At 67.9% G+C, this 25,343-nt stretch carries 19 protein-coding genes; 11 read left to right on the forward strand and 8 right to left on the reverse strand.

Annotation, left to right across the window (positions count from 1 at the left end; translation table 11 throughout):
• Window positions 1–65 precede the first annotated feature (65 nt).
• The gene (locus ACZ50Q_RS04465; protein WP_092581069.1) at window positions 66–1,559 is read right to left on the reverse strand and encodes a CoA-acylating methylmalonate-semialdehyde dehydrogenase; all 1,494 of its coding nucleotides are present in this window, start codon (window positions 1,557–1,559) and stop codon (window positions 66–68) included.
• Window positions 1,560–1,665: 106 nt separating this feature from the next.
• The gene (gene aptA, locus ACZ50Q_RS04470; protein WP_076516802.1) at window positions 1,666–2,991 is read right to left on the reverse strand and encodes an omega-aminotransferase AptA; all 1,326 of its coding nucleotides are present in this window, start codon (window positions 2,989–2,991) and stop codon (window positions 1,666–1,668) included.
• A 158-nt stretch (window positions 2,992–3,149) separates the two neighbouring features.
• Between aptA and ACZ50Q_RS04475 the strand changes: the two genes are divergently transcribed.
• Window positions 3,150–4,568 (forward strand): aminotransferase-like domain-containing protein, encoded by a 1,419-nt coding sequence (locus tag ACZ50Q_RS04475; protein WP_092581071.1) that lies wholly within the window; start codon window positions 3,150–3,152, stop codon window positions 4,566–4,568.
• A gap of 18 nt (window positions 4,569–4,586) precedes the next feature.
• Here the strand turns inward: ACZ50Q_RS04475 and ACZ50Q_RS04480 are convergent, their stop codons facing one another.
• The 4 genes from ACZ50Q_RS04480 to ACZ50Q_RS04495 form a co-directional block, all read right to left on the reverse strand.
• Complete coding sequence (locus ACZ50Q_RS04480) at window positions 4,587–5,072, reverse strand: dihydrofolate reductase (RefSeq protein ID WP_464080704.1); 486 nt, start codon at window positions 5,070–5,072, stop codon at window positions 4,587–4,589.
• A gap of 72 nt (window positions 5,073–5,144) precedes the next feature.
• Window positions 5,145–7,208 carry a putative bifunctional diguanylate cyclase/phosphodiesterase gene (locus tag ACZ50Q_RS04485; protein ID WP_092581075.1) on the reverse strand — a complete coding sequence of 688 codons (2,064 nt, stop codon included), beginning with the start codon at window positions 7,206–7,208 and terminating at the stop codon, window positions 5,145–5,147.
• A 409-nt stretch (window positions 7,209–7,617) separates the two neighbouring features.
• On the reverse strand, window positions 7,618–8,589 hold the full coding sequence (locus ACZ50Q_RS04490; protein ID WP_092581077.1) for a thymidylate synthase: 972 nt from the start codon (window positions 8,587–8,589) through the stop codon (window positions 7,618–7,620).
• Window positions 8,590–8,708: 119 nt separating this feature from the next.
• Window positions 8,709–9,152 carry an OsmC family protein gene (locus tag ACZ50Q_RS04495; RefSeq protein ID WP_076516792.1) on the reverse strand — a complete coding sequence of 148 codons (444 nt, stop codon included), beginning with the start codon at window positions 9,150–9,152 and terminating at the stop codon, window positions 8,709–8,711.
• Between the two features lie 132 nt (window positions 9,153–9,284).
• Here ACZ50Q_RS04495 and coq7 point away from each other — a divergent pair, with 132 nt between their 5' ends.
• The 10 genes from coq7 to ACZ50Q_RS04545 all read left to right on the forward strand — a co-directional run bounded on the left by coq7 (window position 9,285) and on the right by ACZ50Q_RS04545 (window position 22,119).
• Entirely contained in the window at window positions 9,285–9,962 is a 678-nt protein-coding gene (gene coq7 / locus ACZ50Q_RS04500; RefSeq protein ID WP_464080705.1) for a 2-polyprenyl-3-methyl-6-methoxy-1,4-benzoquinone monooxygenase, read from the forward strand.
• Between the two features lie 766 nt (window positions 9,963–10,728).
• A complete protein-coding gene (locus tag ACZ50Q_RS04505; RefSeq protein WP_056325286.1) occupies window positions 10,729–11,835 on the forward strand; it encodes an MraY family glycosyltransferase in 1,107 nt (368 codons plus the stop codon).
• 93 nt (window positions 11,836–11,928) lie between these two features.
• Window positions 11,929–13,206: a Vi polysaccharide biosynthesis UDP-N-acetylglucosamine C-6 dehydrogenase TviB gene (gene tviB, locus ACZ50Q_RS04510; RefSeq protein WP_092581082.1), complete on the forward strand. Its 1,278-nt coding sequence runs from the start codon at window positions 11,929–11,931 to the stop codon at window positions 13,204–13,206.
• A gap of 11 nt (window positions 13,207–13,217) precedes the next feature.
• Window positions 13,218–14,243, forward strand: coding sequence for an SDR family oxidoreductase (locus tag ACZ50Q_RS04515; RefSeq protein WP_092581084.1), 1,026 nt, complete (start codon window positions 13,218–13,220; stop codon window positions 14,241–14,243).
• A gap of 1 nt (window position 14,244) precedes the next feature.
• Window positions 14,245–15,594 carry a murein biosynthesis integral membrane protein MurJ gene (gene murJ / locus ACZ50Q_RS04520; protein ID WP_092581086.1) on the forward strand — a complete coding sequence of 450 codons (1,350 nt, stop codon included), beginning with the start codon at window positions 14,245–14,247 and terminating at the stop codon, window positions 15,592–15,594.
• Entirely contained in the window at window positions 15,595–16,737 is a 1,143-nt protein-coding gene (locus ACZ50Q_RS04525; protein ID WP_464080706.1) for a glycosyltransferase family 4 protein, read from the forward strand.
• Window positions 16,738–16,781: 44 nt separating this feature from the next.
• Window positions 16,782–18,716 carry an asparagine synthase (glutamine-hydrolyzing) gene (asnB, locus tag ACZ50Q_RS04530; protein ID WP_464080707.1) on the forward strand — a complete coding sequence of 645 codons (1,935 nt, stop codon included), beginning with the start codon at window positions 16,782–16,784 and terminating at the stop codon, window positions 18,714–18,716.
• A 3-nt stretch (window positions 18,717–18,719) separates the two neighbouring features.
• Entirely contained in the window at window positions 18,720–19,835 is a 1,116-nt protein-coding gene (locus tag ACZ50Q_RS04535; RefSeq protein WP_464080708.1) for a glycosyltransferase family 4 protein, read from the forward strand.
• Window positions 19,832–20,989, forward strand: a complete 1,158-nt coding sequence (locus tag ACZ50Q_RS04540) for a glycosyltransferase family 4 protein (protein WP_175493202.1) — start codon at window positions 19,832–19,834, stop codon at window positions 20,987–20,989. Before ACZ50Q_RS04535 ends, ACZ50Q_RS04540 begins: the two co-directional genes overlap by 4 nt.
• Complete coding sequence (locus ACZ50Q_RS04545) at window positions 20,986–22,119, forward strand: glycosyltransferase family 4 protein (protein WP_092581094.1); 1,134 nt, start codon at window positions 20,986–20,988, stop codon at window positions 22,117–22,119. Before ACZ50Q_RS04540 ends, ACZ50Q_RS04545 begins: the two co-directional genes overlap by 4 nt.
• On the opposite strand, the gene pgi is transcribed toward ACZ50Q_RS04545, so the two are convergent.
• Window positions 22,109–23,656: a glucose-6-phosphate isomerase gene (gene pgi / locus ACZ50Q_RS04550; protein ID WP_464080709.1), complete on the reverse strand. Its 1,548-nt coding sequence runs from the start codon at window positions 23,654–23,656 to the stop codon at window positions 22,109–22,111. The two genes, ACZ50Q_RS04545 and pgi, sit on opposite strands and share 11 nt — an antisense overlap.
• An 8-nt stretch (window positions 23,657–23,664) precedes the next feature.
• Window positions 23,665–25,056, reverse strand: coding sequence for a phosphomannomutase/phosphoglucomutase (locus ACZ50Q_RS04555; RefSeq protein WP_464080710.1), 1,392 nt, complete (start codon window positions 25,054–25,056; stop codon window positions 23,665–23,667).
• Window positions 25,057–25,343 lie beyond the last annotated feature (287 nt).

The following is a 25,343-nucleotide window of genomic DNA, read 5'->3' on the forward strand; positions in this document are numbered from 1 at the left end:
GGCTCCGCCGGTCCGCTGCGACGCCCCCCTGGGGGGGAAGCGCGGCAGCGCTTCGGGGGGGGGCCTCACTTCGCTACAGGCATCGTGAATTCTGCGCCCTTGGCGATGCTGTCCGGCCAGCGCTGCATCACGCTCTTGTAGCGGGAATAGAAGCGGATGCCTTCCTCGCCATACGCGTGGTGGTCGCCGAACAGCGAGCGCTTCCAGCCGCCGAACGAATGCCAGGCCATGGGCACGGGGATGGGCACGTTGATGCCCACCATGCCCACCTTGATCTGGCGGGCGAAGGCGCGCGCCACGCCGCCGTCGGAGGTGAAGCATGCGACGCCGTTGCCGAACTCATGCGCGTTGATCAGCTCCACCGCGCTGGCGAAGTCCGGCACGCGCACGATGCACAGCACCGGTCCGAAAATCTCTTCGCGGTAGATGTTCATCGCGGGCTTCACGTTGTCGAACAGCGTGCCGCCCAGGAAGAAGCCCTTCTCGTTGCCGGGCACCGTCAGGTCGCGGCCATCGACCACCAGGTCGGCGCCGCTGGCGATGCCGTCCTCGATGTAGCCCATCACCTTCTTGCGATGCTGCGCGGTCACCAGCGGGCCCATTTCGGCGTCGGCCTGCATGCCGTCCTTGACCACCAGCGCCTTGACGCGCGGCGTGAGGCGTTCGACGACCTTGTCGGCCACGTCGCCCACCGCCACGGCCACCGAGATGGCCATGCAGCGTTCGCCCGCGGAACCGTAGGCCGCGCCCATCAGCGCGTCGGTCACCTGGTCCAGGTCGGCGTCGGGCATGACCACGAGATGGTTCTTGGCGCCGCCCAGCGCCTGCACGCGCTTGCCGCGCTTGGTGCCTTCGGCGTAGATGTACTCCGCGATGGGCGTGGAACCGACGAAGGACAACGCCTCGACGTCCGGGTGCGAAATCAGCGCGTCCACGGCGAGCTTGTCGCCATGCACCACGTTGAAGACGCCGGCGGGCAGGCCCGCTTCGGCCAGCAGTTCGGCCAGGCGCACGGAGGCGGAGGGATCGCGTTCGGACGGCTTGAGGACAAAGGTGTTGCCGCAGGCGATGGCGACGGGGAACATCCAGCACGGCACCATCATCGGGAAGTTGAACGGCGTGATGCCGGCCACCACGCCCAGCGCCTGGCGCATGCTCCAGTTGTCGATGCCGCCGCCGATCTGGTCGGAATACTGGCCCTTGAGCAGTTGCGGGATGCCGCAGGCGAATTCGACGATCTCGATGCCGCGCATCACTTCGCCCTTGGCGTCCGAAAACACCTTGCCGTGTTCACGGGTGATCAGCTCGGCCAGTTCGTCCTGGTGCTTGTCCAGCAGCGCCTTGAAGTTGAAGAGGATGCGGGCGCGCTTGAGCGCCGGCGTCTCGGACCAGGCGGGGAATGCCGCCTTGGCGGCGGCCACGGCCAGCGCCACGTCGTCGTTCGAGGCCAGGGGGATCGCCGAGCAGATCTCGCCGGTGGCCGGATTGAAGCCGTCGGCGTAGCGGCTGCTGCCGCCCTCGTAGGGTTGGCCGTTGATGAAATGGGAAATCTTCTTCATGGGTGTAAGGCTCGGTGCGGGAATTCGTCAAGAATGCGGTGGGCGGCCGCGCGGGCCGCCCGTCTGCGGAACTGGCGCCTTGGGCGGGCGCGCGGCTGGGGAATACTCAGGCAACCTCTTTCAGGATCTTGCCGATCTGCTCGAAGATCTGGCCGATCTGGGCTTCGTCGATGATGAGCGGGGGCGAGACGGCGATGATATCGCCGGTATAGCGCACCATCAGGCCGCTGTCGAAGCAGCGCTGGAAGACTTCGGCGGCGCGTGCGCCGGGGGCGCCCTCGCGCGGGGCCAGTTCAATGCCGGACACCAGGCCCAGGTTGCGCACGTCGATGACGTGCGGCGCGCCCTTCAGGCCGTGCGCCGCGTCCTGGAAAGCGCCGGACAGCTTGCGCGCCCGGCCGAACAGGTCTTCGCGGCGATAGATGTCCAGGGTGGCCAGGATGGCGGCGGCCGCCAGGGGGTGCGCCGAATAGGTATAGCCGTGGAAGAACTCGATGCCGCCCGCCGGTCCGTTGACGATGGCATCATGCACCTCGCGCTTGACGGCGACCGCGCCGGCCGGGACGGCGGCGTTGCTCACGCCCTTGGCCATGGCGATGATGTCCGGCGTCACGCCGAAGAACTCGGATGCCGTGGCGGCGCCCAGGCGGCCGTAGGCGGTGATGACCTCATCGAAAATCAGCAGGATGCCGTGCTTGGCGGTGATTTCGCGCAGCTTTTCGAGGTAGCCCTTGGGCGGGATCAGCACACCCGTGGAGCCGGCCATGGGCTCGACGATCACGGCGGCGATGGTCGAGGGGTCGTGCAGGGCGATGATGCGTTCCAGCTCGTCGGCCAGGTGGGCGCCCCAGGCGGGCTGGCCCTTCGAGTAGGCGTTGTGTTCCAGGTTATGGGTGTGGGGCAGGTGGTCCACGGCGGGCAGCAAGGCGCCCGAGAAGGTCTTGCGGTTGGCCGAAATGCCGCCCACCGAGATGCCGCCAAAACCCACGCCGTGGTAGCCGCGCTCGCGCCCGATCAGGCGGGTGCGCTGGCCTTCGCCGCGCGCGCGGTGGTAGGCCAGGGCGATCTTCAGCGTGGTGTCCACGGATTCGGAGCCGGAGTTCGTGAAGAACACGCGGTCCAGGCCCTGCGGCATCAGGCCCGCGACGGCGGTGGCGGCCTCGAAGGCGAGCGGGTGGCCAAGCTGGAAGCCCGGCGCGTAATCCATGACGCCGGCCTGGCGGGCGATCGCCTCGACGATTTCCTCGCGGCCGTGCCCGGCGTTCACGCACCACAGGCCGGCGGTGCCGTCCAGGATCTGGCGCCCGTCGGTGGACGTGTAGTACATGCCTTTGGCCTTCGCCAGCATGCGCGGCTGGGCCTTGAACTGCTTGTTGGCCGTGAAAGGCATCCAGAGATGGGACAGGTCGGGCAACTGGGCGGGGGCGTTCATGGTGACTCCGGAAGAGGGACAACCGCGGCCGCCGCGAAACGCGCGCAGGCAGCGGGATTCGGACGATTCTGGAACGTCCCGCCGCGAATGAAAATATACAATCCGCGCATTTGGCGCTAACTGTATAGTTACAGGCACCACAACTGTACAGTTAGTCCGTGATCGACTTCCAACCCATCCGCGGCCGCGGGGCCGCGCCCACCCTCGTCGAGCAGTTGGTCGCGGCCATCCTGCGCGCCGTGGAGGCGCAGACCCTGCGTCCGGGTATGTCCCTACCCTCGGTCCGCGAGTTTGCGCGCCAGCATGGTGTCAGCACCTTCACGGTGGCCAGCGCCTACAGCCGCCTGGTGTCGCAGGGCTGGCTGGCTGCCCGCCCCGGCGCGGGCTACCGGGTGGCCTCGCCGGACGCGCCGGCGCGGCGCGCCGAACCTTTGTCCTGGGAGCCGCCCCGGCTGAATGCCGGGTGGCTGCTGTCGGACATCTTCGCGGACCATTCCATCCCCATCAAGTCGGGCTGCGGCTGGCTGCCGGGCGAGTGGCTGAACGAGGAAGGGCTGCACATGGCGCTGCGCCACATGGGGCGCGTGCCGGCGATGCGCATCGCCAACTACGGCCATCCGTATGGCTACGCGCCGCTGCGCGAGACCATCGCCGCCAGCCTGAGCGCGCAGGGCATGGAGGTCGAGGTGTCGCAGGTGCTGCTGACGCAGGGCGTCACGCATGGCCTGGACACGGTGATCCGCACCTTGCTGCGGCCCGGCGACACGGTCGTCGTCGAGCAGCCGGCCTATGCCAACCTGCTGCAGTTGTTGCGCCTGGCGGGCCTGCGCGTCATCGCGGTGCCGCGCAGCATCGACGGCCTGGATTGCGACGCGCTCGAGCGCGTGGCGGCCCAGCATCGGCCGCGCGCGCTCTTCATCAATACCGCGCTGCAGAATCCCTCGGGGGCGAGCATCAGCATGCCCAATGCGTTCCGCATCCTGCAGGCGGCCGAGCGTCACGGGCTGTGGGTCATCGAAGACGACATCTCGCGCGAACTGGCGCCGGGCGTGACGCCGATGCTGGCGGCGCTGGACGGCGCGCGCCGGGTCGTCTACCTGGGCGGCTACTCCAAGGTCATCAGCCCGTCCGTGCGGGTGGGTTATGTGGTGGCGCACCGCGACCTGGTCCGGGACATCGCGCGCACCAAGATGGCGGTCGGCCTGACCACGCCCGAGATCATGGAACGCATCGTGCACCAGGTGATCCGCGAAGGCCGATACCGCGCGCACATCGCGCGCACCCGCGAGCGGCTGGCGCAGGCGCACACGGAAGTGGCCGAACAGATGCGCCAGCATGGCTTCGAGATCCATGGACGGCCGCAGGGCGGGCTGTTCCTGTGGGCCAAGGTGGCGGGGCAATGGCGCGAACGCGGCGCCAACGGCCTGGCGGAGCTGGCGCTCAAGGACGGGATCTGGCTGGCGCCCGGTTCCTACTTCGAGGCCGATGAGGCCGACACGCCGTGGGTGCGCTTCAATGTGGCGTATTCGGCGGCGCCCGCGCTCTGGCGCTTCATGCGCAATGCGGGCGCGGCATAGGCCGGCCCCGCCAGGACATCAGGCGCGTTCGTAGGTGACGAAGTCGTAGCGGTAGCCGTTCTCGGCGGGCTGGGGCTCGCGCGCCGTTTCCTTCCATTGGAACGACGGCAGCAGCGGGAAGAACGCGTCGCCCTCGACCTCGGCATGGACCTCGGTCGCCAGCACGCGCCGGGCCAGCGGCAGGGCCTGCGCGTAGATCTGCGCGCCGCCGATCACAAAGGCTTCCTGGACGTCGCCACAGGCGGCCACGGCGGCCTCCAGCGTCGGCGCCAGGATGGCGCCGGTGGCGCTGAAATCGGGGTTGCGGCTGATGACGATGTTGCTGCGGCCGGGCAGGGGGCGGCCCAGCGAATCCCAGGTCTTGCGGCCCATGATGATGGGGTGGCCCAGCGTGCTGCGCTTGAAGTGCGCCAGGTCGCCCGGCAGCTTCCAGGGCAGGGCGTTATCGCGCCCGATGGCGCGGTTGAGGGAGTAGGCGACGATCAGGGTAAGGCTGGCGGGCATGCGTGCTGGCAACGGTAAGGGTTGGTCCGGAGAAACGCCGTAAGCGTAGCAAATTGCGCCGGGCCCGGCCGGTCACTGCACCGCGTGTTCCAGGAATTCGGTGGCTGGCATGGGCTTGCCCAGGAGGAATCCCTGCAACGAATCGCAACCCAGCCCGGTCAGGAATTTCTGCTGCGCCGCCGTTTCCACGCCTTCGGCGACGATGCGCAGATTGAGCTGCTGCGCCAGGGCGACGATGGCCGCGACGATGGCCGCGTCTTCATGGTCATGATCGAGCTGGTTCACGAAGCCGCGGTCGATCTTCAGCTCGGTGGCCGGCAGCCGCTTCAGATACAGCAGGCTGGAGTAGCCCGTGCCGAAGTCGTCGATGGAGATCGTCACGCCCAGCTCGGACAGGCGTTTGAGCACCGTCATGCTGGCTTCGGCGTCGCGCATGGCCGTCGATTCGGTCACCTCGATCGTCAGGCAGGACGGCGGGATCGCATGCCGCGCCAGCGCCGAACGCACGGTTTCGACCAGGGTGGCATGCGCGAACTGCAGCGCCGAGATATTCACCGCGATGGTCCAGTGGCCCTGGCCGACGTCGATCCATTCCCGCATCTGGCGGCAGGCCTCGTTGATCACCCAATCGCCAATCGACAGGATCAGGCCGGTCTTCTCAGCCGTGGGGATGAACTGGTCCGGGCCCACCAGGCCGCGCGTCGGATGGTTCCAGCGCAGCAGCGCCTCGGCGCCCATGATCGGGCCGGCAGGCGCCTCGTACTTGGGCTGGTAGTGCAGGACGAACTCGCCGCGCTCCTGCGCCAGGCGCAGGTCGTGCAAGAGCTCGATCTGCTCGTGCGCATCCGCGTTCATGGAGGGCTCGAAGAAGCTGTAGCCGGTGCCGCCCAGCCGCTTGGCGTGGTACATGGCGGCGTCGGCATTGGTCAGCAGGGCGTGCGTGTCCTCGCCGTCGTTCGGATAGACCGCAATGCCCACGCTGGACGTGACCAGCACTTCGTGGCCGTAGACCGTGACGGGGCGGGCGATGGCGTCGATCAGGCGGTCGGCGACGTTGGCCGCGTCGGTGGGTTCGAGCACTTCGCTCAGCACGATGAATTCATCGCCGCCCAGGCGGGCGACCGTGTCCTGGGTGCGCAGGGCCTGCCGGATGCGTTGCGCCAGGTCGATGAGCAGCGCGTCGCCGGTGTGGTGTCCGTAGGCGTCATTGACCGCCTTGAAGCCGTCCAGGTCGAAGAACAGCACCGCAAAATGGCCTCGGCGGCGGCTGGCGCTTTCGATGGCCTGTTCCAGCCGGTCTTCCAGAAGAATGCGGTTGGGCAGTTTGGTCAGCGTGTCGTGCAGCGCGAGCTGCACCAGTTCCTCGTTGGCCTCGGCCAGCGACGAGGCGAGGGCGGACGTGCGCGCTTCGAGCCGGTTGTCCAGCACCGCCACGACCAGGGCGATCGCCAGCACGCTCAGCGTGACGGCGGTCACGGCGATGGCCAGCCAGCCGGCCGAGATGCCGGCGTCGGCGGCCATGCAGATGCTGCCGGCCGGAAAGCCCGCCGCCTCCATGCCCGTATAGTGCATGCCCACGATCGCCAGTCCCATGACCACCGCGGCCAGCGGGCGCGACAGCGCCACGCGCGGACCATCCTGGCGCAGCCGGTACGTGATCCACAGCGCCGCGCCCGAGGCGGCAATGGCGATGACCACGGAAAGCGCGAACCACCGCGGGTCGTAGTCGATCCCGGGCGACATGCGCATCGCGGCCATGCCGAGATAGTGCATGGCGGCGATGCCCGAGCCCATCAGCACGGCGCCCGCGGCCAGGCGCCCGGCGGGCAATTCGTCCTTGCAGACCATCCACAGTGCGAAGGCCGAGCAGCCGATGGCGATGGCCAGGGACAGCACGGTCAGGGGCAGGTCGTAGCCCATCGCGATGGGCAGGCTGAACGCGAGCATGCCCACGAAATGCATGGCCCAGATCCCGACCCCCATCGCGAACGCGCCGCCCGCCAGCCAGTACTTCGCGGCGGGCAGCCCGCTCGATGCCCTCACGCGGTTGGCCATGCCCAACGCCGTGTATGACGCCAGGACGGCGACCCCTAGGGATACGAGGACGAGCGAAGGGTTATAAGTTCCAACGAGCATTTGTGAGGTCCTGTCCTAAGCGCATACAGCCGCGGCGCGGGGCACGAATTTCAAATCAATTGGTAGTCAACAGTTGCATTCCGAACGCAAGGAGATTCCTGCTCTCGACGCTGGCTATTCTCACACTCTCTTTATAGGGATGGGGGATCGGGCGGAGCAACGCCAGCGGTCGGCGGAGTTCGGGCGAGCGGCATGGCGCGCCCATGGAGCCGGTCGAAAGCGGCGGGGCGCGCAGCATGCTGGACGCGCGTCCGTGGCTAAGGGATGGGTTATACCGAAAACGCGCTTCCAGAAGCTCACCAATCTTCACCTGCTGTGGGGCGTGCAAGGAACCGGGGGCCGGGCGGCTGCCCGGCGCGTTGTTGATGCGCCCTGAAAGGCGGGCGCCGGCGCGCGGCCGGCGCACAAATCAAACGGCCATGGCGGCCGTGAGCGGTGCGTGATGGGTGTAGCCGGACAGGGAGAAGTCGCCCGGCTCGACCTTTTCCAGCCATTCGGGCTCGTAGCGGCCCGTCACGGCGAAATCGGGGATGCGGTCCGAGAGGACGAGGCGCGGCGACTCGTACGGCGTTCGAGTCAGTTGCTCGCGCAGCATCGGCAGATGGTTTTCGTAGATGTGCGCATCGCCGATGAAGTAGGTGAACCACCGGGGCGTGTAGCCGGTCAGGCGTCCCACCAGGTGCAGCAGGGCCGCCCCTTCGGTCAGGTTGAAGGGCGTGCCCAGGCCCACGTCATTGGAACGGATATAGAGGCAAAGCGAGATCTCGCGCGTCGTGGCGTTGGGCAGGAACTGATACAGCAGGTGGCAGGGAGGCAGCGCCATTTCCTCGATCTGGGCCCAGTTCCAGCCGTGGAACAGGATGCGGCGGTCGCCCGGACGCTCATGGATGGTATCCAGGCATTGCCGCAACTGGTCGACGGCCTTGTACATCAGTACCTTGGGGGCGCCGCCTTCGTCCAGGTCGGCCACCTTGGCGTAGCCGCGCGACAGGGCGTCTTCGATCTGCGCCGTGCGGCTGGCGTCCAGCACCTTGTAGGCCGGCCACTGGCGCCACTGCACGCCGTAGACGGGGCCGAGGTCATCCGGGCCTTCGCGGTAGGGGTTCGCCAGCCACTGGGCGTTTTCGTTGGCATTCTGGTCCCAGACCTTGCAGCCGAGGTCGCGGAATTCCGCCGCGCTGCGGGAGGCTCGCAGGAAACCCACCATTTCACCGATGGCCGACTTGAAGGCCAGCTTCTTGGTCGTCACGGCGGGAAAGCCCTGCTGCAGGTCAAAGCGCAGCGAGGCGCCCGGCATGCTGAGGGTGCGGATGCCGGTGCGGTTTTCCTGCCACGAGCCCGTGTCTAGGATGGATTGAACGAGGTCCAGGTATTGTTTCATGGCGATCCTTGTGCCTGCCCGCCCGGCGGGTCAAGCACGCGCGCCGCCGCGATTGTGTCGCGGCGGCGCCTGTATGGAGATAAGGCAAGCCGAATTACACCACGGCCGCGCGAGGCGGCTCAGGCGGTGGCGGCGGCTTCCTGGGTGTCGACGATGTCGACTGAAAAAGTCATGGCCGCGGTCTTTTCCAGCATGGCCGAAGCCGAGCAATATTTCTCGTGGGACAGTTGCACGGCGCGCTCGACCGCCGCGCGCGGCAGGTTGCGGCCCGTGACGGTAAAAGCGAAGTGAATGCGGGTGAAAACCTTGGGGTCGGCATCGGCGCGCTCGGCCTGCAGCTTGACGCTGCAGCCGGTGACGGCGTGGCGGCCGCGCTTGAGGATGAGCACCACGTCATAGGCGGTGCAGCCGCCCGTGCCGGCCAGCAGCATTTCCATGGGGCGGGGCGCCAGGTTGTGTCCGCCGCCGTCCACGGCGCCGTCCATCACGGCCACATGGCCGCTGCCCGTGCTGGCGGTAAAGAGCATGCCATTGGGGCCGCCCCAGTCGATCGTGCATTCCATTTGCGTGAGTCCTTGAGCTTTGAGCGCTTGAGCGCAGTCAATGGCTGATGATACCCGTTGCGTACAATCCCGGACACGAGAACCCCGCCCCGCGATAGGGGCGGAGTGCGTCTGATTTGCCTAGGAGCTGCCATGTCCACCACGTTGCCCAAACCCGGTCCCGTCTCGCTTCGGCGCCGCCACGGTCCCCTCGACGCCTTGCTGGCCGAAGCGGATCGCGCGTTGCGGGTATTGTCGGGCAGCGCCAGCGCCGGCCGGCCGTATCCGGCCACCGCCCCGGAATCGCCGCAAGCCATGTCGGCGCAGGAAAAACGCCACGCGGCCGGGCTCATGCGGGTCAATCACGTCGGCGAAGTCTGCGCCCAGGCGCTGTACCGCGGCCAGGCCTCCGTGTGCCGGGACCCCGCGCCCCGCGCGCTCCTGCTCAACGCCGCCGCCGAAGAAGTCGACCATCTGGTCTGGTGCAACGAGCGCCTGACCGAACTGGGCAGCCGTCCCAGCCTGCTGAATCCGGTCTGGTACGCCGGGTCGTTTGCCCTCGGCCTCATGGCGAGCGTGGCCGGGGTGCCGCGCAATCTGGGCTTCATGGCCGAAACCGAAAGACAGGTCGAGGACCATCTGGACGAACATCTACGCACCTTGCCGGTGCAAGACGAACGGTCGCGCCAGATCGTCCAGAGGATGAAAGAGGACGAGGCCCAGCACCGCGCCAGCGCCGAGCAGGCGGGGGGCGTGCCGCTGCCCACGCCCGTGAAAACAGCCATGCGGGCCATGTCCAAGGTCATGACGACCACCGCCTACTGGATCTGAAACGGGGCCGCTAAAAATGTTGCAATGCGCAAATCAGGCTGCGTCGTGGTGCCTGGCGCACCTATTTGGTGCGATTTCCAGGGTGGGATTACCCGTTGTTTTCTAGGGTTAGTCCGCAACGGGTAAACCCCTTCGGCACAAACCCGGTTTTTTGGAAGGACGTTGATTGGCGCGGCTTTCCACAGGGTGTGCGCAAAATTTGCGGCAAAAAAGCAACGCAGGAACCCTCGCTGAAAACAGCGCAAAAAAATTCTTGCAACGCACAAAAAACATGGGTACTATTCAGTCATCGGATGTTGAAACGCAGACGGCGCGGTGAAAAACCCCGTCAGCGCAGTGAGCAGAAGGTCAGCTCCCAACATGCCACGGTTGTCTCCTCCACCCTCCTCCTTTGGTGGATTTAGCCCGAGATCTCACGATCTCGGGCTTTTTTTTGCCTCGGATTATTCTGTCCCTATTTGTTAGAAGCGGTAAGTCCGCCGCACCAGACTGCCGGCGCATTGCCGCTCGTCGGACTTCGCGTTTTCCCTTGGATATTTCGCGTGCCCGCGGGCGGAACGCTCTACAATCGCTTCATGAAACCAGTACTGTCGGGCGCTGGCGCGCCAGCGCCTTCCTGTCACCTGCGCGGCGGGCACAACGCGCGCTTGCGCGAGTTACGTTCTGTGCCGCGGAATTGCACTTCTTTATCCCTCCCATATATGGGCGTTACACCTGCCTCCGATAATGGCGGGCCTGTCTCGATAGACCAACCAGAGGTGATCCAGTGACCTGGCTGTACATATGCGTGGTCGCGTTCATGGTGGGGGGACTCATCGTGGCGTCCGAGCGCTGGCATGGCGCTTTTACCGGCGATAGCGACCTCAACAAGCCCCAAGCCAATCATTCCCGCGCGACGCCCCGCGTCGGCGGTCTGGCGGTGCTTGCCGGTACGCTGGCCGGTTTGCTGGTCCTCGGACCCAGCAACATGACCCTTACCTGGCTGTGGCCCGCGCTTTTCGTCGCGGCGTTGCCCGTTTTCGTGGCCGGCCTGCTTGAAGACATCACCAAAGATATCGGCGCCAGCAAACGCCTGCTGGCGGCCTTCCTGTCCGCGGCCATCGCGTGGTGGCTGCTTGGCGGCGTCAGCCGTGTCGGCATGGCGCCTGTGGATTACGTGCTTTCGTTCTGGCCGGTCTCGCTGTTGTTCACCATGTTCGCGGTGGGCGGCTGTACCCATGCCTTGAACATCGTCGACGGCATGAACGGCCTGGCCGGCATGGTCGCCACCTTGATGGCGGTGTCCATCAGCCTCGTTGCACTGCAGGTCGGCGACGTGCCGATCTTCCTGGTGGCGGCGGCGCTGGCGTCGGCGACCCTGGGCTTCCTGGTGTGGAATTTCCCGTTCGGGCGTGTGTTCCTGGGCGATGGCGGCGCGTATTTCCTGGGCTTCATGCTGGCCGAGCTGGCCGTGCTGCTGGTTGTGCGCAACCCGTCGGTGTCGCCGTTCTATGCCCTGGCGGTCCTGTTCTACCCCGTCTTCGAAACGGGATTTTCGATCTGGCGCCGGCGCTTCAAGCGCGGTGTGCCGGTGGACCAGCCGGATGCGTTGCACCTGCACCAACTCGTGTTCCGCCGCCTGGTCCGTGTCACCTTCAGCCGCGGCCGGCGCCATGCCGTGCCCGCGCTTTGCAATGCGCTGGCGTCCCCGTACATGTGGGTCCTGGCGCTGATCGGGCTGGTGCCGGCCACGATCTGGTGGGACAACGCCTGGGCCCTGAGCGCCAGCCTGGTTGTCTTTGCCAGCGTCTACATCTGGCTGTATGCGCGCCTGGTCTCCTGGCGCCGCCCGGGTTGGCTGTTGCTGCCGTCCGTGCTGCGAACCACCGATTAGTTTGAGTGCCCCGGCGATCGCCGCCGGGGGCTCGGTATCCATCACCAGACCATCTTTAAAATGCCGTAAACGTTCTACGGTGAAGGGAGAGTTATGTTGCGAATCCAGGATGTGAAACTCGCTGTCGTCGGCCTTGGCTACGTCGGTCTGCCCCTGGCCGTGGAGTTCGGCAAGAAGCGCCCGGTCATCGGCTTTGACATCAATACGCGCCGTATCGACGCGTTGAAGGCGGGCCACGACCACACGCTGGAAGTCAGCGATGCCGAACTGGCCGAAGCCAAACAGCTGAGCTACACCGCCGATCGCGCTGAATTGGGCGAAGCCAACGTCTTCATCGTGACCGTGCCGACGCCCATCGACGAGTACAAGCAGCCGGACCTGACCCCGTTGGTCAAGGCCAGCGAGACCATCGGCGCGGTGCTCAAGCGCGGCGACATCGTGATTTACGAATCCACCGTCTATCCCGGCGCCACCGAGGAAGACTGCGTGCCGGTCCTGGAGCGCGTGTCGGGCCTGAAGTACAACGTGGACTTCTACGCCGGCTACAGCCCCGAGCGCATCAACCCGGGCGACAAGGAACACCGCGTCAGCACCATCAAGAAGGTCACCTCCGGTTCCACGCCGGAAGTCGCCGAGCTGGTGGACCAGCTCTACAAGGAAATCATCACCGCCGGCACGCACAAGGCGCCGACCATCCGCGTGGCCGAGGCCGCCAAGGTGATCGAAAACACCCAGCGCGACGTGAACATCGCGCTGATCAACGAGCTGGCGCTGATCTTCAACAAGATGGACATCGACACCGAAGCCGTCCTGCAGGCGGCCGGCACCAAGTGGAACTTCCTGCCGTTCCGCCCGGGCCTGGTGGGCGGCCACTGCATCGGCGTGGATCCGTACTACCTGACGCACAAGGCGCAGTCCATCGGCTACCACCCTGAAATCATCCTGGCGGGCCGCCGCCTGAACGATTCGATGGGCGGCTACGTGGTGTCGCAGCTGGTCAAGTGCATGACCAAGCGCCGCATCCACGTGCAGGGCGCGCGCGTGCTCGTGATGGGCCTTGCCTTCAAGGAAAACTGCCCCGACCTGCGCAACACGCGCATCGTGGACATCGTGCGCGAGCTGGGCGACTACAACGTCGAAGTGGACGTCTACGACCCGTGGGTCGATGCCGACGAAGCCATGCACGAGTACGGCCTGACCCCGGTGGCCAAGCCCGAGGAAGGCAAGTACGACGCCGTGATCCTGGCGGTGGCGCACAACCAGTTCAAGGACATGGGCGCGGCGGGCATCCGCAAGCTCGGCAAGGCCGACCACATCCTGTACGACCTGAAGTACGTGCTGTCGCCCGCCGACTCCGACCTGCGTCTGTAAAGGATCCAGCGATGACCACACGATTCGAGACTGTCACCCAGGAACTGACCGCCGCGCCGCGCAAGTGGCTGGTGACCGGCTGCGCCGGCTTCATCGGTTCGAACCTGCTGGAGACCCTGCTCAAGCTGGGCCAGACCGTCACCGGCCTGGACAACTTCGCCACCGGCCACCAGCGCAACCTGGACGAGGTGCGCGCGTCCGTCTCCCCGGAACAATGGGCGCGCTTCACCTTCATCGAAGGCGATATCCGCGACCTGGATGCATGCCGACGCGCCGCCGACGGCGTGGACTTCGTGCTGCACCAGGCCGCGTTGGGGTCGGTGCCGCGTTCGCTCAATGACCCCATCACCACCAACGAAGTCAACATCAGCGGCTTCCTGAACATGCTGGTGGCGGCGCGCGACGCCAAGGTCAAGTCGTTCGTCTATGCGGCGTCCAGCTCCACCTACGGCGACCATCCGGCCCTGCCCAAGGTCGAAGAAAACATCGGCAAGCCCTTGTCGCCCTATGCGGTGACCAAGTACGTCAACGAACTGTACGCCGACGTCTTCGCGCGCTCGTACGGTTTCGAGACGGTGGGCCTGCGCTATTTCAACGTGTTCGGCAAGCGCCAGGACCCGGACGGCGCCTATGCCGCCGTGATCCCGAAGTGGACCGCCGCGATGATCCAGGGCAAGGACGTCACCATCAATGGCGACGGCGAGACCAGCCGCGATTTCTGCTTTGTGGAAAACGCGGTGCAGGCCAACATCCTGGGCGCGATGGCCGCGCCCGAGGCCCGCAACCAGGTCTACAACGTGGCGGTCAGCGGCCGCAGCACCCTGAACCAGCTCTTCAGCTTCCTGGTGCAGGCTCTGGGCAACCAGGGCGTGGACTACGGCAAGCAGCCGGTCTACGGCGACTTCCGCGCGGGTGACGTGCGTCACTCCCAGGCCGACATCGGCAAGGCCAGCCGCCTGCTGGGCTACGCGCCCACGCACACGGTGCTGCAAGGCCTGGAAGTCGCCATGCCCTGGTACACGCAATTCCTGCGTTGATTTGAAAGCACTCGTCCGAAAACTCGGCAACATCCACCCGGACCATCAGCGCATCTTCAAAGGCGCGTTCCGGGTGGCGGTGTTTCTGTTGCTGGGCAAGGCCGCCGGCGCCATCAAGGAGATGGCGGTGGCGTACCGCTACGGCGTCAGCGACGCCGTGGACGCCTACCAATTCACGATGACCATGGCCACCTGGCTGCCGGTCACGATCGTGGGCGTGCTGTCGGTGGTGCTGATTCCGGTGCTGGTGCGCCTGCACCGCGCCGGCGGGGCCGAGAAAGCCCTTTTCCTGCGCGAACTGCAGGGGTGGGTCGCCGCCGCCGGCGTCGCGCTGGCCCTGCTGACGTGGTTTGCCTGGCCCTATGTGGTGGACCGGCTGGGGCAGGGCCTGTCGGCGCAGGTGCGCGACATGACGGGCGACCTGCTCGTGGCCTTTGCGCCCGTGGCGGCATTGCTGCTGGTCGCCGGCATCAGCGCCGCGCGGCTGCGCGCGCAGGAGCGGCACGTCAATACGCTGCTGGACAGCGTGCCGGCCGTGACGACGCTCGCGTGGGTCATGCTGGCCGCCAGCGCGGACGGCGTCGGACCGCTGTTGTGGGGCACGCTGGTCGGTTATGCCATCCAGACCGTCTGGCTGGCCTGGCTGGCGGCGCGCGCGGATGGCGGATTCTGGGGTGCGCCGCGCCTGTCGCTGTCGTCCCCGCACTGGCCCGAGCTGATGGGCGCGGCGGGCGTGATGCTGATCGGCCAGGTTGCCATGAGCTTCGTGGGCCCGCTGGACCAGTACGCGGCCGCCAACCTGGGCGCCAACGCCAACGCGACACTGGGCTACGCGAGCCGGCTGCTTTCGCTGCTGCTGGGCATCGGCGCGGTATCCGTGGGGCGCGCCGCGCTGCCTGTGCTGGCCGACGTGCAGGCGCGCGGCGACACGGCGCGCGCACGCAGCATGGCCCTCAAGTGGTCGCTGCTGATGGTGGGCGCGGGCGCCGCCGCGGTGGCGCTGGGCTGGGTCCTGGCGCCGTGGGGCGTGTCGGTGCTGTTCCAGCGGGGCGCGTTCACCGCCGAAAACACCGCCGCCGTCGCGCACGTGCTGCGCTGGGGGCTGCTGCAGCTTCCGTTCTATTTTGGCGTGCTGATCCTGGTGCAACTGCTGGCCAGCCAGAACCGCTACCGCATCATGGCCGCGATCGCCGTCGGCAATTTCGCGCTGAAGGCCGTGCTGAACACCGTGCTTGCGCCCCGCATGGGCGCGGCCGGCATCATGCTGGCGACCAGCCTCATGTATGTGCTGTCCTTCGCGTGCTACCTGGCGGTGGCGATGCGCAAGGCCGAACCCAAGGAGGCCGATTGAATGTCCGTAGCCGACTCCGCCCGTCCGGCGCGCGTGTTGCTGTTCATCCATTCCCTGCACGGCGGGGGCGCTGAGCGCGTCGCCGCCGACCTGAGCGCCCATTGGGCGGCCGAGGGCAGCGAGGTCATGGTGGTCACGCAGGCCAGCGCCGAAGGCGACGTCTACGCGCTGCACCCCAAGGTGCGGCGCGAGGTCCTGCATACCGCGGGCGAGGGCGGCGGGGTGCGCGGCATCCTGAGCAACCTGCAGCGGGTGCGCGCGCTGCGGCGCGTGGTCAAGGCCTTCCGGCCGGACATCGTGCTGGGCATGATGACCACCGCGTCGGTGCTGTCCGTCCTGGCCTGCGCGGGACTGGGCTGCCGCGTTATCGCCACCGAGCACACCCATCCGCCGTCCCAGACCCTGTCGGGCTTCTGGCAGCGGCTGCGCCGCCTGACCTATCCGCGCGCCGCGCGCGTGGTCGCGCTGACCCGGGGCACCGCGGACTGGCTGGAACAGCACGTGCCCGGCTCCCGGCTGGCGGTCATCCCCAATCCCGTCCACTTCCCCCTGCCGCGCGCCGAGCCCATCCTGCCGCCGGCCGCGCAGGAAGGCCGCAAGCGGCTGCTGGCGGTCGGGCGCCTGCATGGCGACAAGGGATTCGACCTGTTGATCCAGGCCTTCGCGCGGCTGGCGCCATCGCATCCTGCGTGGGATCTGGTTATCCTGGGCGAGGGCGGCGAGCGCCAGGCGCTGGAGGCGCAGGTGACCGAGGCGGGGCTGCAGTCGCGTGTGTCGATGCCGGGGCGCGCCGGCAACGTCGGCGACTGGTACGACAGCGCTGATCTTTACGTGCTGACCTCGCGCTTCGAGGGGCTGTCCAACACCTTGCTGGAATCCATGGCGAGCGGGCTCGCGGCGGTGTCGTTCGATTGCGATACCGGGCCCCGCGAGATCGTGCGCGACGGCATCGACGGCGTGCTGGTGCGGCCCAACGGCGACGTGGCCGCGCTTTGCAAGGCGCTGGACGCCGTCATGAGCGATGACAATGGCCGCGCGCGCATGGCGCGGGCGGCAACGGACGTGCGCGACCGCTTCTCGGCCGCGCGCGTGCTGCGGAAATGGCAGGAACTTTTTGACGGCGTGCGGGCGACGGGCCGCTAGGGCCCCGCGCGCGCCGTTGCTACGGTGACCACGAGAATCTCATCATGTGTGGAATAGTCGGAATTTGGGGCCCGGTGGGGAACAAGGAACATGTGCTGGCGGAAAGCTGCCGGCGCATCCGCCATCGCGGGCCCGACAGCAACGGGTTCTGGGAAGACGCTGACGCCGACCTGGCGCTGGCGCACGTGCGCCTGGCGATCCTGGACCTGACCGAAGCGGGCCACCAGCCCATGACGTCCGCCTGCGGCCGCTACGTGATGGTGTTCAACGGCGAAATCTACAACCACCTGGACATCCGCAAGCAGCTCGAACAGTCGGGGGCGGCGCCTGCGTGGCGCGGGCATTCGGACACCGAAACCCTGCTCGCGGGCTTTACCGCGCTGGGCATCGAGTCCACGCTGCAGGCCGCGGTCGGCATGTTCGCCATCGCGCTGTGGGACAGGGCCTCGCGCAAGCTCGTGCTGGCGCGCGACCGCATGGGCGAGAAGCCGCTTTACTACGGCTATTCCGGCGCGGCGCTGGTGTTCGCCTCGGAACTGAAGGGGCTGATGCCCATTCCGGGTTTTGGCCGCAACCTGAACCGCAACGCGCTGGCCTCGTTCATGCGGCACAACTACATCCCGGCGCCGCAGTCCATCTACGAGGGTATCGCCAAGCTGCCGCCCGGCACGTGGGTCGAGTTCACGGCCGACGACGCCCGCAGCCGGCGCATGCCGGAACCGCGTGTGTACTGGTCGGCGCGCGCGGCCGCCGATGCGGCCGCGCAGTCCCGGCTGTCGTTCGAGTCCGATGCGCAGGCCACGGACGCGCTGGAAAAGGTGCTGTCCAAGGCCGTGGGCGGCCAGATGCTGTCCGACGTGAGCCTGGGCGCCTTCCTGTCCGGGGGCATCGATTCGTCGACCATCGTGGCGCTGATGCAGGCGCAAAGCTCGCAGCCGGTGCGCACCTTCGCCATCGGCTTTCATGAAAAGGGCTACGACGAGGCGCAGCACGCGAAGGCCGTGGCCACGCACCTGGGCACCGACCACACCGAACTCTACGTCACCGCGGATGACGCGCTGGCCGTCGTGCCCACCCTGGCCGACATGTATGACGAGCCCTTTGCCGATTCCTCGCAGATCCCGACATCGCTGGTGACGCGCATGGCGCGCCAGCACGTCACCGTGGCCCTGTCCGGCGATGGCGGCGACGAGCTCTTCGGCGGCTATTCGCGTTATTTCCGCGTGGACAACTGGTGGCGCCAGTTCGAGCGCGTGCCCGGGCTGCTGCGCAAGCCCGCGGGCGCGATGCTCAGCGCCTCCACCCATCTGCCGGGCCGGGGCGCCTGGCGCGGCAAGGTGGGCAAGCTGGGCGAGCTGCTGCGCGCCGATACGCGCGGCGAGTTCTATCGCCTCTTCGTGTCGTACTGGTCGGACCCGGCCCGCGTGGTGAAGGGCGGCGTCGAGCCCGTGTCGGAATTCGAGCGCGCCATGCAGGGATCGACCTTCTTCGAGTCGATGATGAAGCTGGACACGGTGACCTACCTGCCCGACGACATCCTGGTGAAGGTGGACCGCGCGGCCATGGCAGTCAGCCTGGAAACCCGCGTGCCGCTGATCGACCACCGCGTCTATGAATTCGCCTGGAGCCTACCGCACCAGTACAAGGTGCGCGGCAGCACGGGCAAGTGGCTGCTGCGCCAGGTGCTGCACCGCCATGTGCCGCAGGCCCTGGTCGACCGCCCCAAGCGCGGCTTTGCCGTGCCCCTGGCCGCGTGGCTGCGCGGCCCCTTGCGCGAATGGGCCGATGCGCTGCTGGACCCGGCGCGCCTGCGCCAGGAAGGGTGGTTCGAACCCGAGCCCATCCTGCGCAAGTGGCGCGAGCACTCCTCGGGCCATCGCAACTGGGACAGCCATCTGTGGGGCGTGCTGATGATGCAGGCCTGGCTGGACCGCTACCGGGCGGGCATGGATCAAGGGGGACCGATTGAGGACCGTTGACGAATGAAAATACTGATGCTGGTCAGCTCCATGCATGCCGGCGGCGCGGAAAGAGTCGCGGCGACCCTGGTCAACGCATGGTCCGAGCGCGGAGACACCGTCATCCTGACGCCGACCTATTCGTCCAAGGGCACCTGCTTCTACCCCCTGTCCGACAAGGTGAAGCTCGCGTGGCTGGCGGATCTGGCCGGCACCCGCGCGTCGGGCGCGATGGCCGCGGTCAAGCGCCTGCTGGCGCTGCGCAGGCACATCCGCGACACGCGGCCGGACGTGGTGGTGTCCTTCCTGACCAACGTCAACGTGGCCGCCATCCTGGCCACGCGCGGCCTGAACGTGCCGCTCATCGTCTGCGAGCGCACCAATCCGGTCGCTGACACCACGACGGGCTCCGTGTGGCGCAAGCTGCGCCGCGCGCTCTACCCCCGTGCCGACATGGTGACCGTCCAGGCGGAAGGCACCGCCGGTCCGTTCGCGCGGCAAGTGCCCGGCATCCGGCGCCTGGCCGTCATTCCCAATCCGCTCCCCGCGCCGCTGCTGGATGCGCCGCTGGTGCAGCAGCACGAGGACAGCGCGCCGCGCACGCTGGTGGCCATGGGACGCCTGGTGCCCGACAAGCAGTTCAGCCTGCTGATCGACATCTTTGCCCAGCTTGCGCCGGATTTCCCCGACTGGAACCTGCGCATCTGGGGCGAGGGACCCGAGCGCGACGCGCTGGAGCAGCAGGTGGCGCGCCTGCGCCTGCAGTCGCGCATCAGCCTGCCCGGGCGCACCGAGGCGCCTTGGGAAGAACTGGCCCGCGGGCAGGCCTTCGTGCTGAGTTCGCTGGTCGAAGGCTTTCCCAATGTTCTCCTGGAAGCCATGTCGCTGGGCCTGCCGTGCGCGGCTTTCGACTGCCCCAGCGGTCCGCGCGAGATGACGCGCGACGGCCAGGACGCCTTGCTGGTGCCCGCCGGCGACCGCGTCGCGATGACCGATGCCCTGCATCGCCTGATGAGCGATGCGTCCCTGCGCCAGCAGCTGGGCACGCGCGCCGCGGCGGCCGTGCGCCAGCGCTACGCGCTGTCCAGCGTGCTGGGCGAGTGGGATGAATTGTTCGAAGCGGTGCGGGAGGGACGATGAGCACCCAGCCGCTGCGCATTCTGCATGTCATCACCGGGCTGGGGCAGGGCGGCGCCGAATCCGTGCTGTTCCGCCTGGCGACCTGGCCGGACGCGGGCGTGGCGCACACGGTCGTGTCGCTGACCGATGAAGGCATCTATGGCGAACGGCTGCGCGCGGCCGGCGTCGCGGTGCACGCCCTGGGCATGAAACGCGGCCGCGTGAGCCTGGGCGGCTTCCTCGCCCTGCGCCGCCTGATCGCCCGGATGCGCCCGCATGCCGTGCAGACCTGGATGTATCACGCCGACCTGATCGGCGGCCTGGCGGCCCGCATGGCGGGCGTGCGGGCCATCGCCTGGGGCATCCGCAACTCCGGCGAACACCTCGAACGCAGCAGCCGGTCCGCGCGGCTGGTGCTGCGCGCCTGCGCATTGCTGTCCGGCAGCGTGCCGCGCGCCATCGTGTGCGCGGCGCAGAACGCGGCGCAGCGCCACGCTGAAAAGGGATACCGGCGCGACCGGCTGGTCGTGATTTCCAACGGGTATGACCTGTCGCGCTATGCGCCCGATCCGGCGGCGCGCGCGCGGGTGCGCGCCGCGTGGGGGCTGTCCGAGGACGTGCCCGTGATCGGCTGCGTGGCGCGTTGGGATCCGCTCAAGGACCATGCCAATCTGCTGCGCGCCGTGGCCGCGCTGGTGCGCGACGGACGCGACGCCGGCCTGCGCTGCGTGCTGATCGGCCGGGACATGACCGAAGACAACCCGCCGCTGGGCGCCTTGCTCGACAAGCTGGACCTGCGCGACCGCGTGGTGCTCAACGGCCCCAGCGACGACGTGCCCGCCGTGATGAACGGGCTGGACCTGCACGTGCTGTCCAGTTGCGCCGAGGGCTTTCCGAACGTGGTGGCCGAGGCCATGGCCTGCGGCGTGTATTGCGTGGTGACGGACGTGGGCGACGCCGCCTACATCGTGGGCGACACCGGCGTGGTGGTGCCGCCCGAGCAGCCCGAGGCCCTGGCGCGCGGCATCGAGTCCGCGCTGTGCGACGTGGCCGCCCGCGGCCGCGAGCGCGCCGGCGAGGCGGGACGCGCGCGCGTCCTGGAACACTTCGACCTTGCGCGCATGGTGCAAAGCTATATCGCCGTCTGGCGCCGCATTTCTGGAGTCCAGGCATGAGCGCCCGCCGCTGTCTGCTGTTTGTCGTCAACAACCCGGCGTTCTTCATGTCGCACCGCGTGCCGGTCGCGCTGGCCGCGCAGAAGGCGGGCTACGACGTGCACGTCGCCACGATGGACGGGCCGGCGGTGGCCGACATCCAGGCGCTGGGCATGACCCACCACGCCATTCCCATGACCCGCAGCGGCAAGCACCCATTGCAGGAGCTGGGGACGCTGCTGGCGCTGATCCGCCTGTTCCGCCGGCTGCGCCCCGATGTCGTGCACCTGGTCACCATCAAGCCGGTGCTGTACGGCGGAATTGCCGCGCGCCTGACGCGCGTGCCGGGCATGGTGGCGGCGATTTCGGGGCTGGGCTTTGTCTTCCTGTCCAATTCGCTGAAGATGCGGATGGTGCGCGCCGTGGTGGCGCGGCTCTACCGGATCGCCTTGGGCCATCCCAACAGCCGCGTGATCTTCCAGAACGCCAACGACCGCGACCTGCTCAAGTCGCTGGGCGCGGTGCGCGACGACCAGGTGGTCATCATCCGCGGCGCGGGCGTCGATCTGCAGGCCTACACCCCCTCGCCGGAGCCTCCGGCGCCGCCGGTGGTCGTCACCATGGTGGCGCGCCTCTTGCGCGACAAGGGCGTGCAGGAGTTCGTGCAGGCGGCCCGGCTGCTGCGCGAGCGCGGTGTGCCGGTGACGATGCAACTGGTGGGCGGCCTGGATGCCGGCAATCCCACGTCGGCCACGCAGGCCGACGTCGATGCCTGGCAGCGCGAAGGCTGCGTGCAGGCGCTGGGCGAACGCACCGACGTGGCGGCGCTATATGCGGCCGCGCACATCGCGGTGCTGCCGTCTTATCGGGAAGGCCTGCCGAAGTCGCTGATCGAAGCCGCGGCCTGCGGGCGGGCGGTCGTGACGACCGATGTGCCGGGCTGCCGGGACGCCATCGAACCCGGCGTGACCGGCCTGCTGGTGCCGGTGCGCGACGCCAAGGCCCTGGCCGATGCCATCGCCCGGCTGGCCGGGGATGCGGACTTGCGCCAGTCGATGGGCGCGGCGGGCAGGGCCCTGGCGGAACGCGAATTCGACATCGACCAGGTCGCGCGCACGCACGTCGCGCTGTACGACGCCCTTAGCGCCTGATCGCGTCGATCCAGAAGCGCGTGGACGGGTCCTGCTGGCTGGGCTGGGGCGCGTCCAGCTCGCGCATGATGTTCTTGGCCAGCGCCTTGCCGAACTCCACGCCCCACTGATCGAAGGGGTTGATGCCCCAGATCACGCCCTGCGTGAAGACCTTGTGTTCGTACAGGGCAAGCAGCGCGCCCAGCGTATAGGCCTCCAGGCGCGGCAGCACGATCAGCGATGACGGCCGCCCGCCCGGATGCACGCGGTGCTGCGCCAGCAGGCGCGCGCGCGCCGGATCGCTTTCCGTGGCGGACGTCTCGGCCAGGGCTTCTTCAAAGGACTTGCCGCGCAGCAACGCCGAGCGCTGGGCCAGGCAATTGGCCACCAGCAGCTCATGATGCCGGGCATAGGCGTGGTCCGGCTTTTCGCACAGGATGAAATCGACGGGCGCGCCCGTGGCGTCCTGGTGCAGCCACTGGAAAAACGTGTGCTGGCAGTCCGTGCCCGACATGCCCCATACGGCTGGGCCGGTCGGCACGCCGGCGGGGCTGCCGTCGGCGGTGGCGACCTTGCCCAGCGATTCCATTTCAAGCTGCTGGGCCCAGGGCACGATGTGGTACAGGCGCGAATCGTAGGGCGTGATGACGAGCGAGTCGTAGCCCAGCACGCTGCGGTTGGCGACCCCAGCCAGCGCCATCTGCACGGGGGCGTTCTCGGCCAGGGGCGCGTGGCGGAAATGCTCGTCCATGGCCGCCGCGCCCGCCAGGAGCTGGTCGTAGGTGTCGTTGCCCAGCGCCAGGGCAATGGGCAGGCCGATCGCCGACCACAGCGAATAGCGCCCGCCCACCCAATCCCAGATCTGGAAGATGTGGTCGGGCAGGATGCCCAGGTTCAGCGCCGCCTCGACGTTGCAGGTGATCGCCACGACCTGCTTGATGGGATCGGCCACGCCAGCCTGGCGCAACCAGTTCATCGCGACCTCGGCATTGGCCAAGGGTTCGGTCGTGGTGAACGATTTGGACGCCACGATGACCAGCGTGTTGTGCGGGTCCAGGCGGCTCATCGCGTCGGCGACGGAATGCGAGTCGACGTTGGAGGCGAACCGCACTTCGCGGCGCGCGCCCTCGTGGCGCAAGGCGCGGGTGACCAGGCGCGGGCCCCAGTCGCTGCCGCCGATGCCCAGGTGCAGCACGCTGCTGTAGCGTCCGGCCACATCGGCCGTGCGCACGAACTCGCGCATGCGTTCGCGCTCGGCCAGCACCGCCTTGGCTACCATCGCGGGCGGCTCGGCCGCGCGCAGGGCGGTGTGCCAGGCGGCGCGTCCTTCGGTCCAGTTGGCCGGTCCGCCATCGAACAGCCGCGCGCGCTGCGCCTCGAAGTCCTGCTGCGCCAGCAGGGCCGTCGAGGCGGCCAGCAGCTCGGGCGATTGCGCCTGGGCGCTCAGGTCCAGGCGCAGCCCGGGGGCATTGATCAGGCGCAGGGTCTGGCCATCCCGGGATGCCGTGCGTGTCGCGGCGATGAACTGCTGCCACGCGGGGCTGTTGGATAACGACATGGGGCGGATCAGAACGGCAGCGAGGCGTTGGGCGCGAGCTTGCCGAGTTCGCGTCGGAAGTCCGCCTGGATGCGGGCCAACGCCTCCTCGCTCTGCGCTTCGAACCGCAGCACGACGACCGGCGTGGTGTTCGACGGGCGCGCCAGGCCGAAGCCGTCGGCGTACTCGGCGCGCACGCCGTCGATCGTGATCACGCGCTTGGCGTCGGGGAACTGGCCCTGCTCCTGCAGCGCCTTGACCAGCGTGAAGGGCTGGCCCTCTTCCATTTCGAGCTTGAGCTCCGGCGTGGAAACGTCCTGCGGCAGGTCTTCCAGCGGGGCGCAGGGATCGGCAAAGCGCGACACGATCTCCAGCAGGCGCGCGCCGGTATACAGGCCGTCGTCAAAGCCGTACCAGCGTTCCTTGAAGAAAATGTGCCCGCTCATCTCGCCGGCCAGCGGCGCGCCGGTTTCGGCCAGCTTGGCCTTGACCAGCGAGTGGCCCGTCTTCCACATCAGGGGGGCGCCGCCGGCGGCTTCGACGGACAGGCCCACATGGCGGCTGCACTTCACGTCGTAAATGATGGTGGCGCCGGGATTGCGTTCCAGCACGTCGCGGGCGAACAGCACCAGTTGCCGGTCGGGCCAGATGATCTGGCCCGACTTGGTGACCACGCCCAGGCGGTCGCCGTCGCCGTCAAACGCCAGGCCCAGTTCGCAGTCGGTTTCGGCGACGTGCTTGATCAGGTCCTGCAGGTTCTTGGGTTCGGCGGGATCGGGATGATGGTTGGGGAAGTTGCCGTCCACGTCGCAGAACAGCTCGTCGACCTCGCAGCCCAGCGCGCGAAAGAGCTGCGGGGCGACCGCGCCGGCCACGCCGTTGCCGCAGTCGATGGCGATCTTCATGGGACGCGCGAGCTTGACGCCGGAGGCGACGCGCGCGATGTAGGTCTGCACCAGGTCGAGCTGGCGGCGCGTGCCGGCGGTGGCCGCCGGGGCGGGCGCATCTCCGTTCATGGCCTGGGCCAGTTGCTGGACGTCATCGCCATACAGCGCGCGTCCGCCCATCATCATCTTGAAGCCGTTGTACTTCGGCGGATTGTGGCTGCCCGTGATGGCCACGCCCGAGCCGGTCTGCATGATGTTCGCGGCAAAGTAGACGAGCGGGGTGGGGACCATGCCGACGTCCAGCGTGTCCACGCCGCCTTCGAGCATGCCTTCCTGCAGCGCGAGCGACAGCATTTCGCTGCTGAGCCGGCCGTCGCGCCCGACCACCAGCGTCTGGACGCCTTCCGCGCGGGCGCGGGCGGCGAGCGCCACGCCCAGCGAACGGGCGAAGGGGGCGTCGATCAGGTCCGGCACGGTGCCGCGGATGTCATAGGCCTTGAAAACGGAGGCCGGAAATTGTGTATTGTTGCCCACGACGATTCCTTGTTAGGGGGACAGCGCGGCGACGGTCGGGTAGTGGTAAACCCGTACCTCCAATCCGCTATGACTAGGGGTCAAAGCTGGATTATCCCCCATCGGCGCAGGGGCCTTCATCCTTCGGGCGGAGTAGGGCGTTTTCCCGGTGGCGACTTGCCCCGCGATGGTGCGCCGCCTGGGGCGGCGCGGCCTGATTGCGGTGCATGCGCCAGCCGTCCGGCAGGCCGTCCACAGGGGCGCACGGGGTGGCCAGGGATGGCACAAAAGTTGCTCGTCATCCGAAG

The sequence above is a fragment of the Achromobacter sp. T5-5 genome (assembly GCF_055397965.1).

Coding starts and splice junctions, on each gene's coding strand:
- ACZ50Q_RS04465 (WP_092581069.1), bottom strand. CDS start 1,559: ATGAAGAAGATTTCCCATTTCATCAACGGCCAACCCTACGAGGGCGGC.
- aptA (WP_076516802.1), bottom strand. CDS start 2,991: ATGAACGCCCCCGCCCAGTTGCCCGACCTGTCCCATCTCTGGATGCCT.
- ACZ50Q_RS04480 (WP_464080704.1), bottom strand. CDS start 5,072: ATGCCCGCCAGCCTTACCCTGATCGTCGCCTACTCCCTCAACCGCGCC.
- ACZ50Q_RS04485 (WP_092581075.1), bottom strand. CDS start 7,208: ATGCTCGTTGGAACTTATAACCCTTCGCTCGTCCTCGTATCCCTAGGG.
- ACZ50Q_RS04490 (WP_092581077.1), bottom strand. CDS start 8,589: ATGAAACAATACCTGGACCTCGTTCAATCCATCCTAGACACGGGCTCG.
- ACZ50Q_RS04495 (WP_076516792.1), bottom strand. CDS start 9,152: ATGGAATGCACGATCGACTGGGGCGGCCCCAATGGCATGCTCTTTACC.
- coq7 (WP_464080705.1), top strand. CDS start 9,285: ATGTCCACCACGTTGCCCAAACCCGGTCCCGTCTCGCTTCGGCGCCGC.
- tviB (WP_092581082.1), top strand. CDS start 11,929: ATGTTGCGAATCCAGGATGTGAAACTCGCTGTCGTCGGCCTTGGCTAC.
- ACZ50Q_RS04515 (WP_092581084.1), top strand. CDS start 13,218: ATGACCACACGATTCGAGACTGTCACCCAGGAACTGACCGCCGCGCCG.
- ACZ50Q_RS04525 (WP_464080706.1), top strand. CDS start 15,595: ATGTCCGTAGCCGACTCCGCCCGTCCGGCGCGCGTGTTGCTGTTCATC.
- asnB (WP_464080707.1), top strand. CDS start 16,782: ATGTGTGGAATAGTCGGAATTTGGGGCCCGGTGGGGAACAAGGAACAT.
- ACZ50Q_RS04535 (WP_464080708.1), top strand. CDS start 18,720: ATGAAAATACTGATGCTGGTCAGCTCCATGCATGCCGGCGGCGCGGAA.
- ACZ50Q_RS04540 (WP_175493202.1), top strand. CDS start 19,832: ATGAGCACCCAGCCGCTGCGCATTCTGCATGTCATCACCGGGCTGGGG.
- ACZ50Q_RS04545 (WP_092581094.1), top strand. CDS start 20,986: ATGAGCGCCCGCCGCTGTCTGCTGTTTGTCGTCAACAACCCGGCGTTC.
- pgi (WP_464080709.1), bottom strand. CDS start 23,656: ATGTCGTTATCCAACAGCCCCGCGTGGCAGCAGTTCATCGCCGCGACA.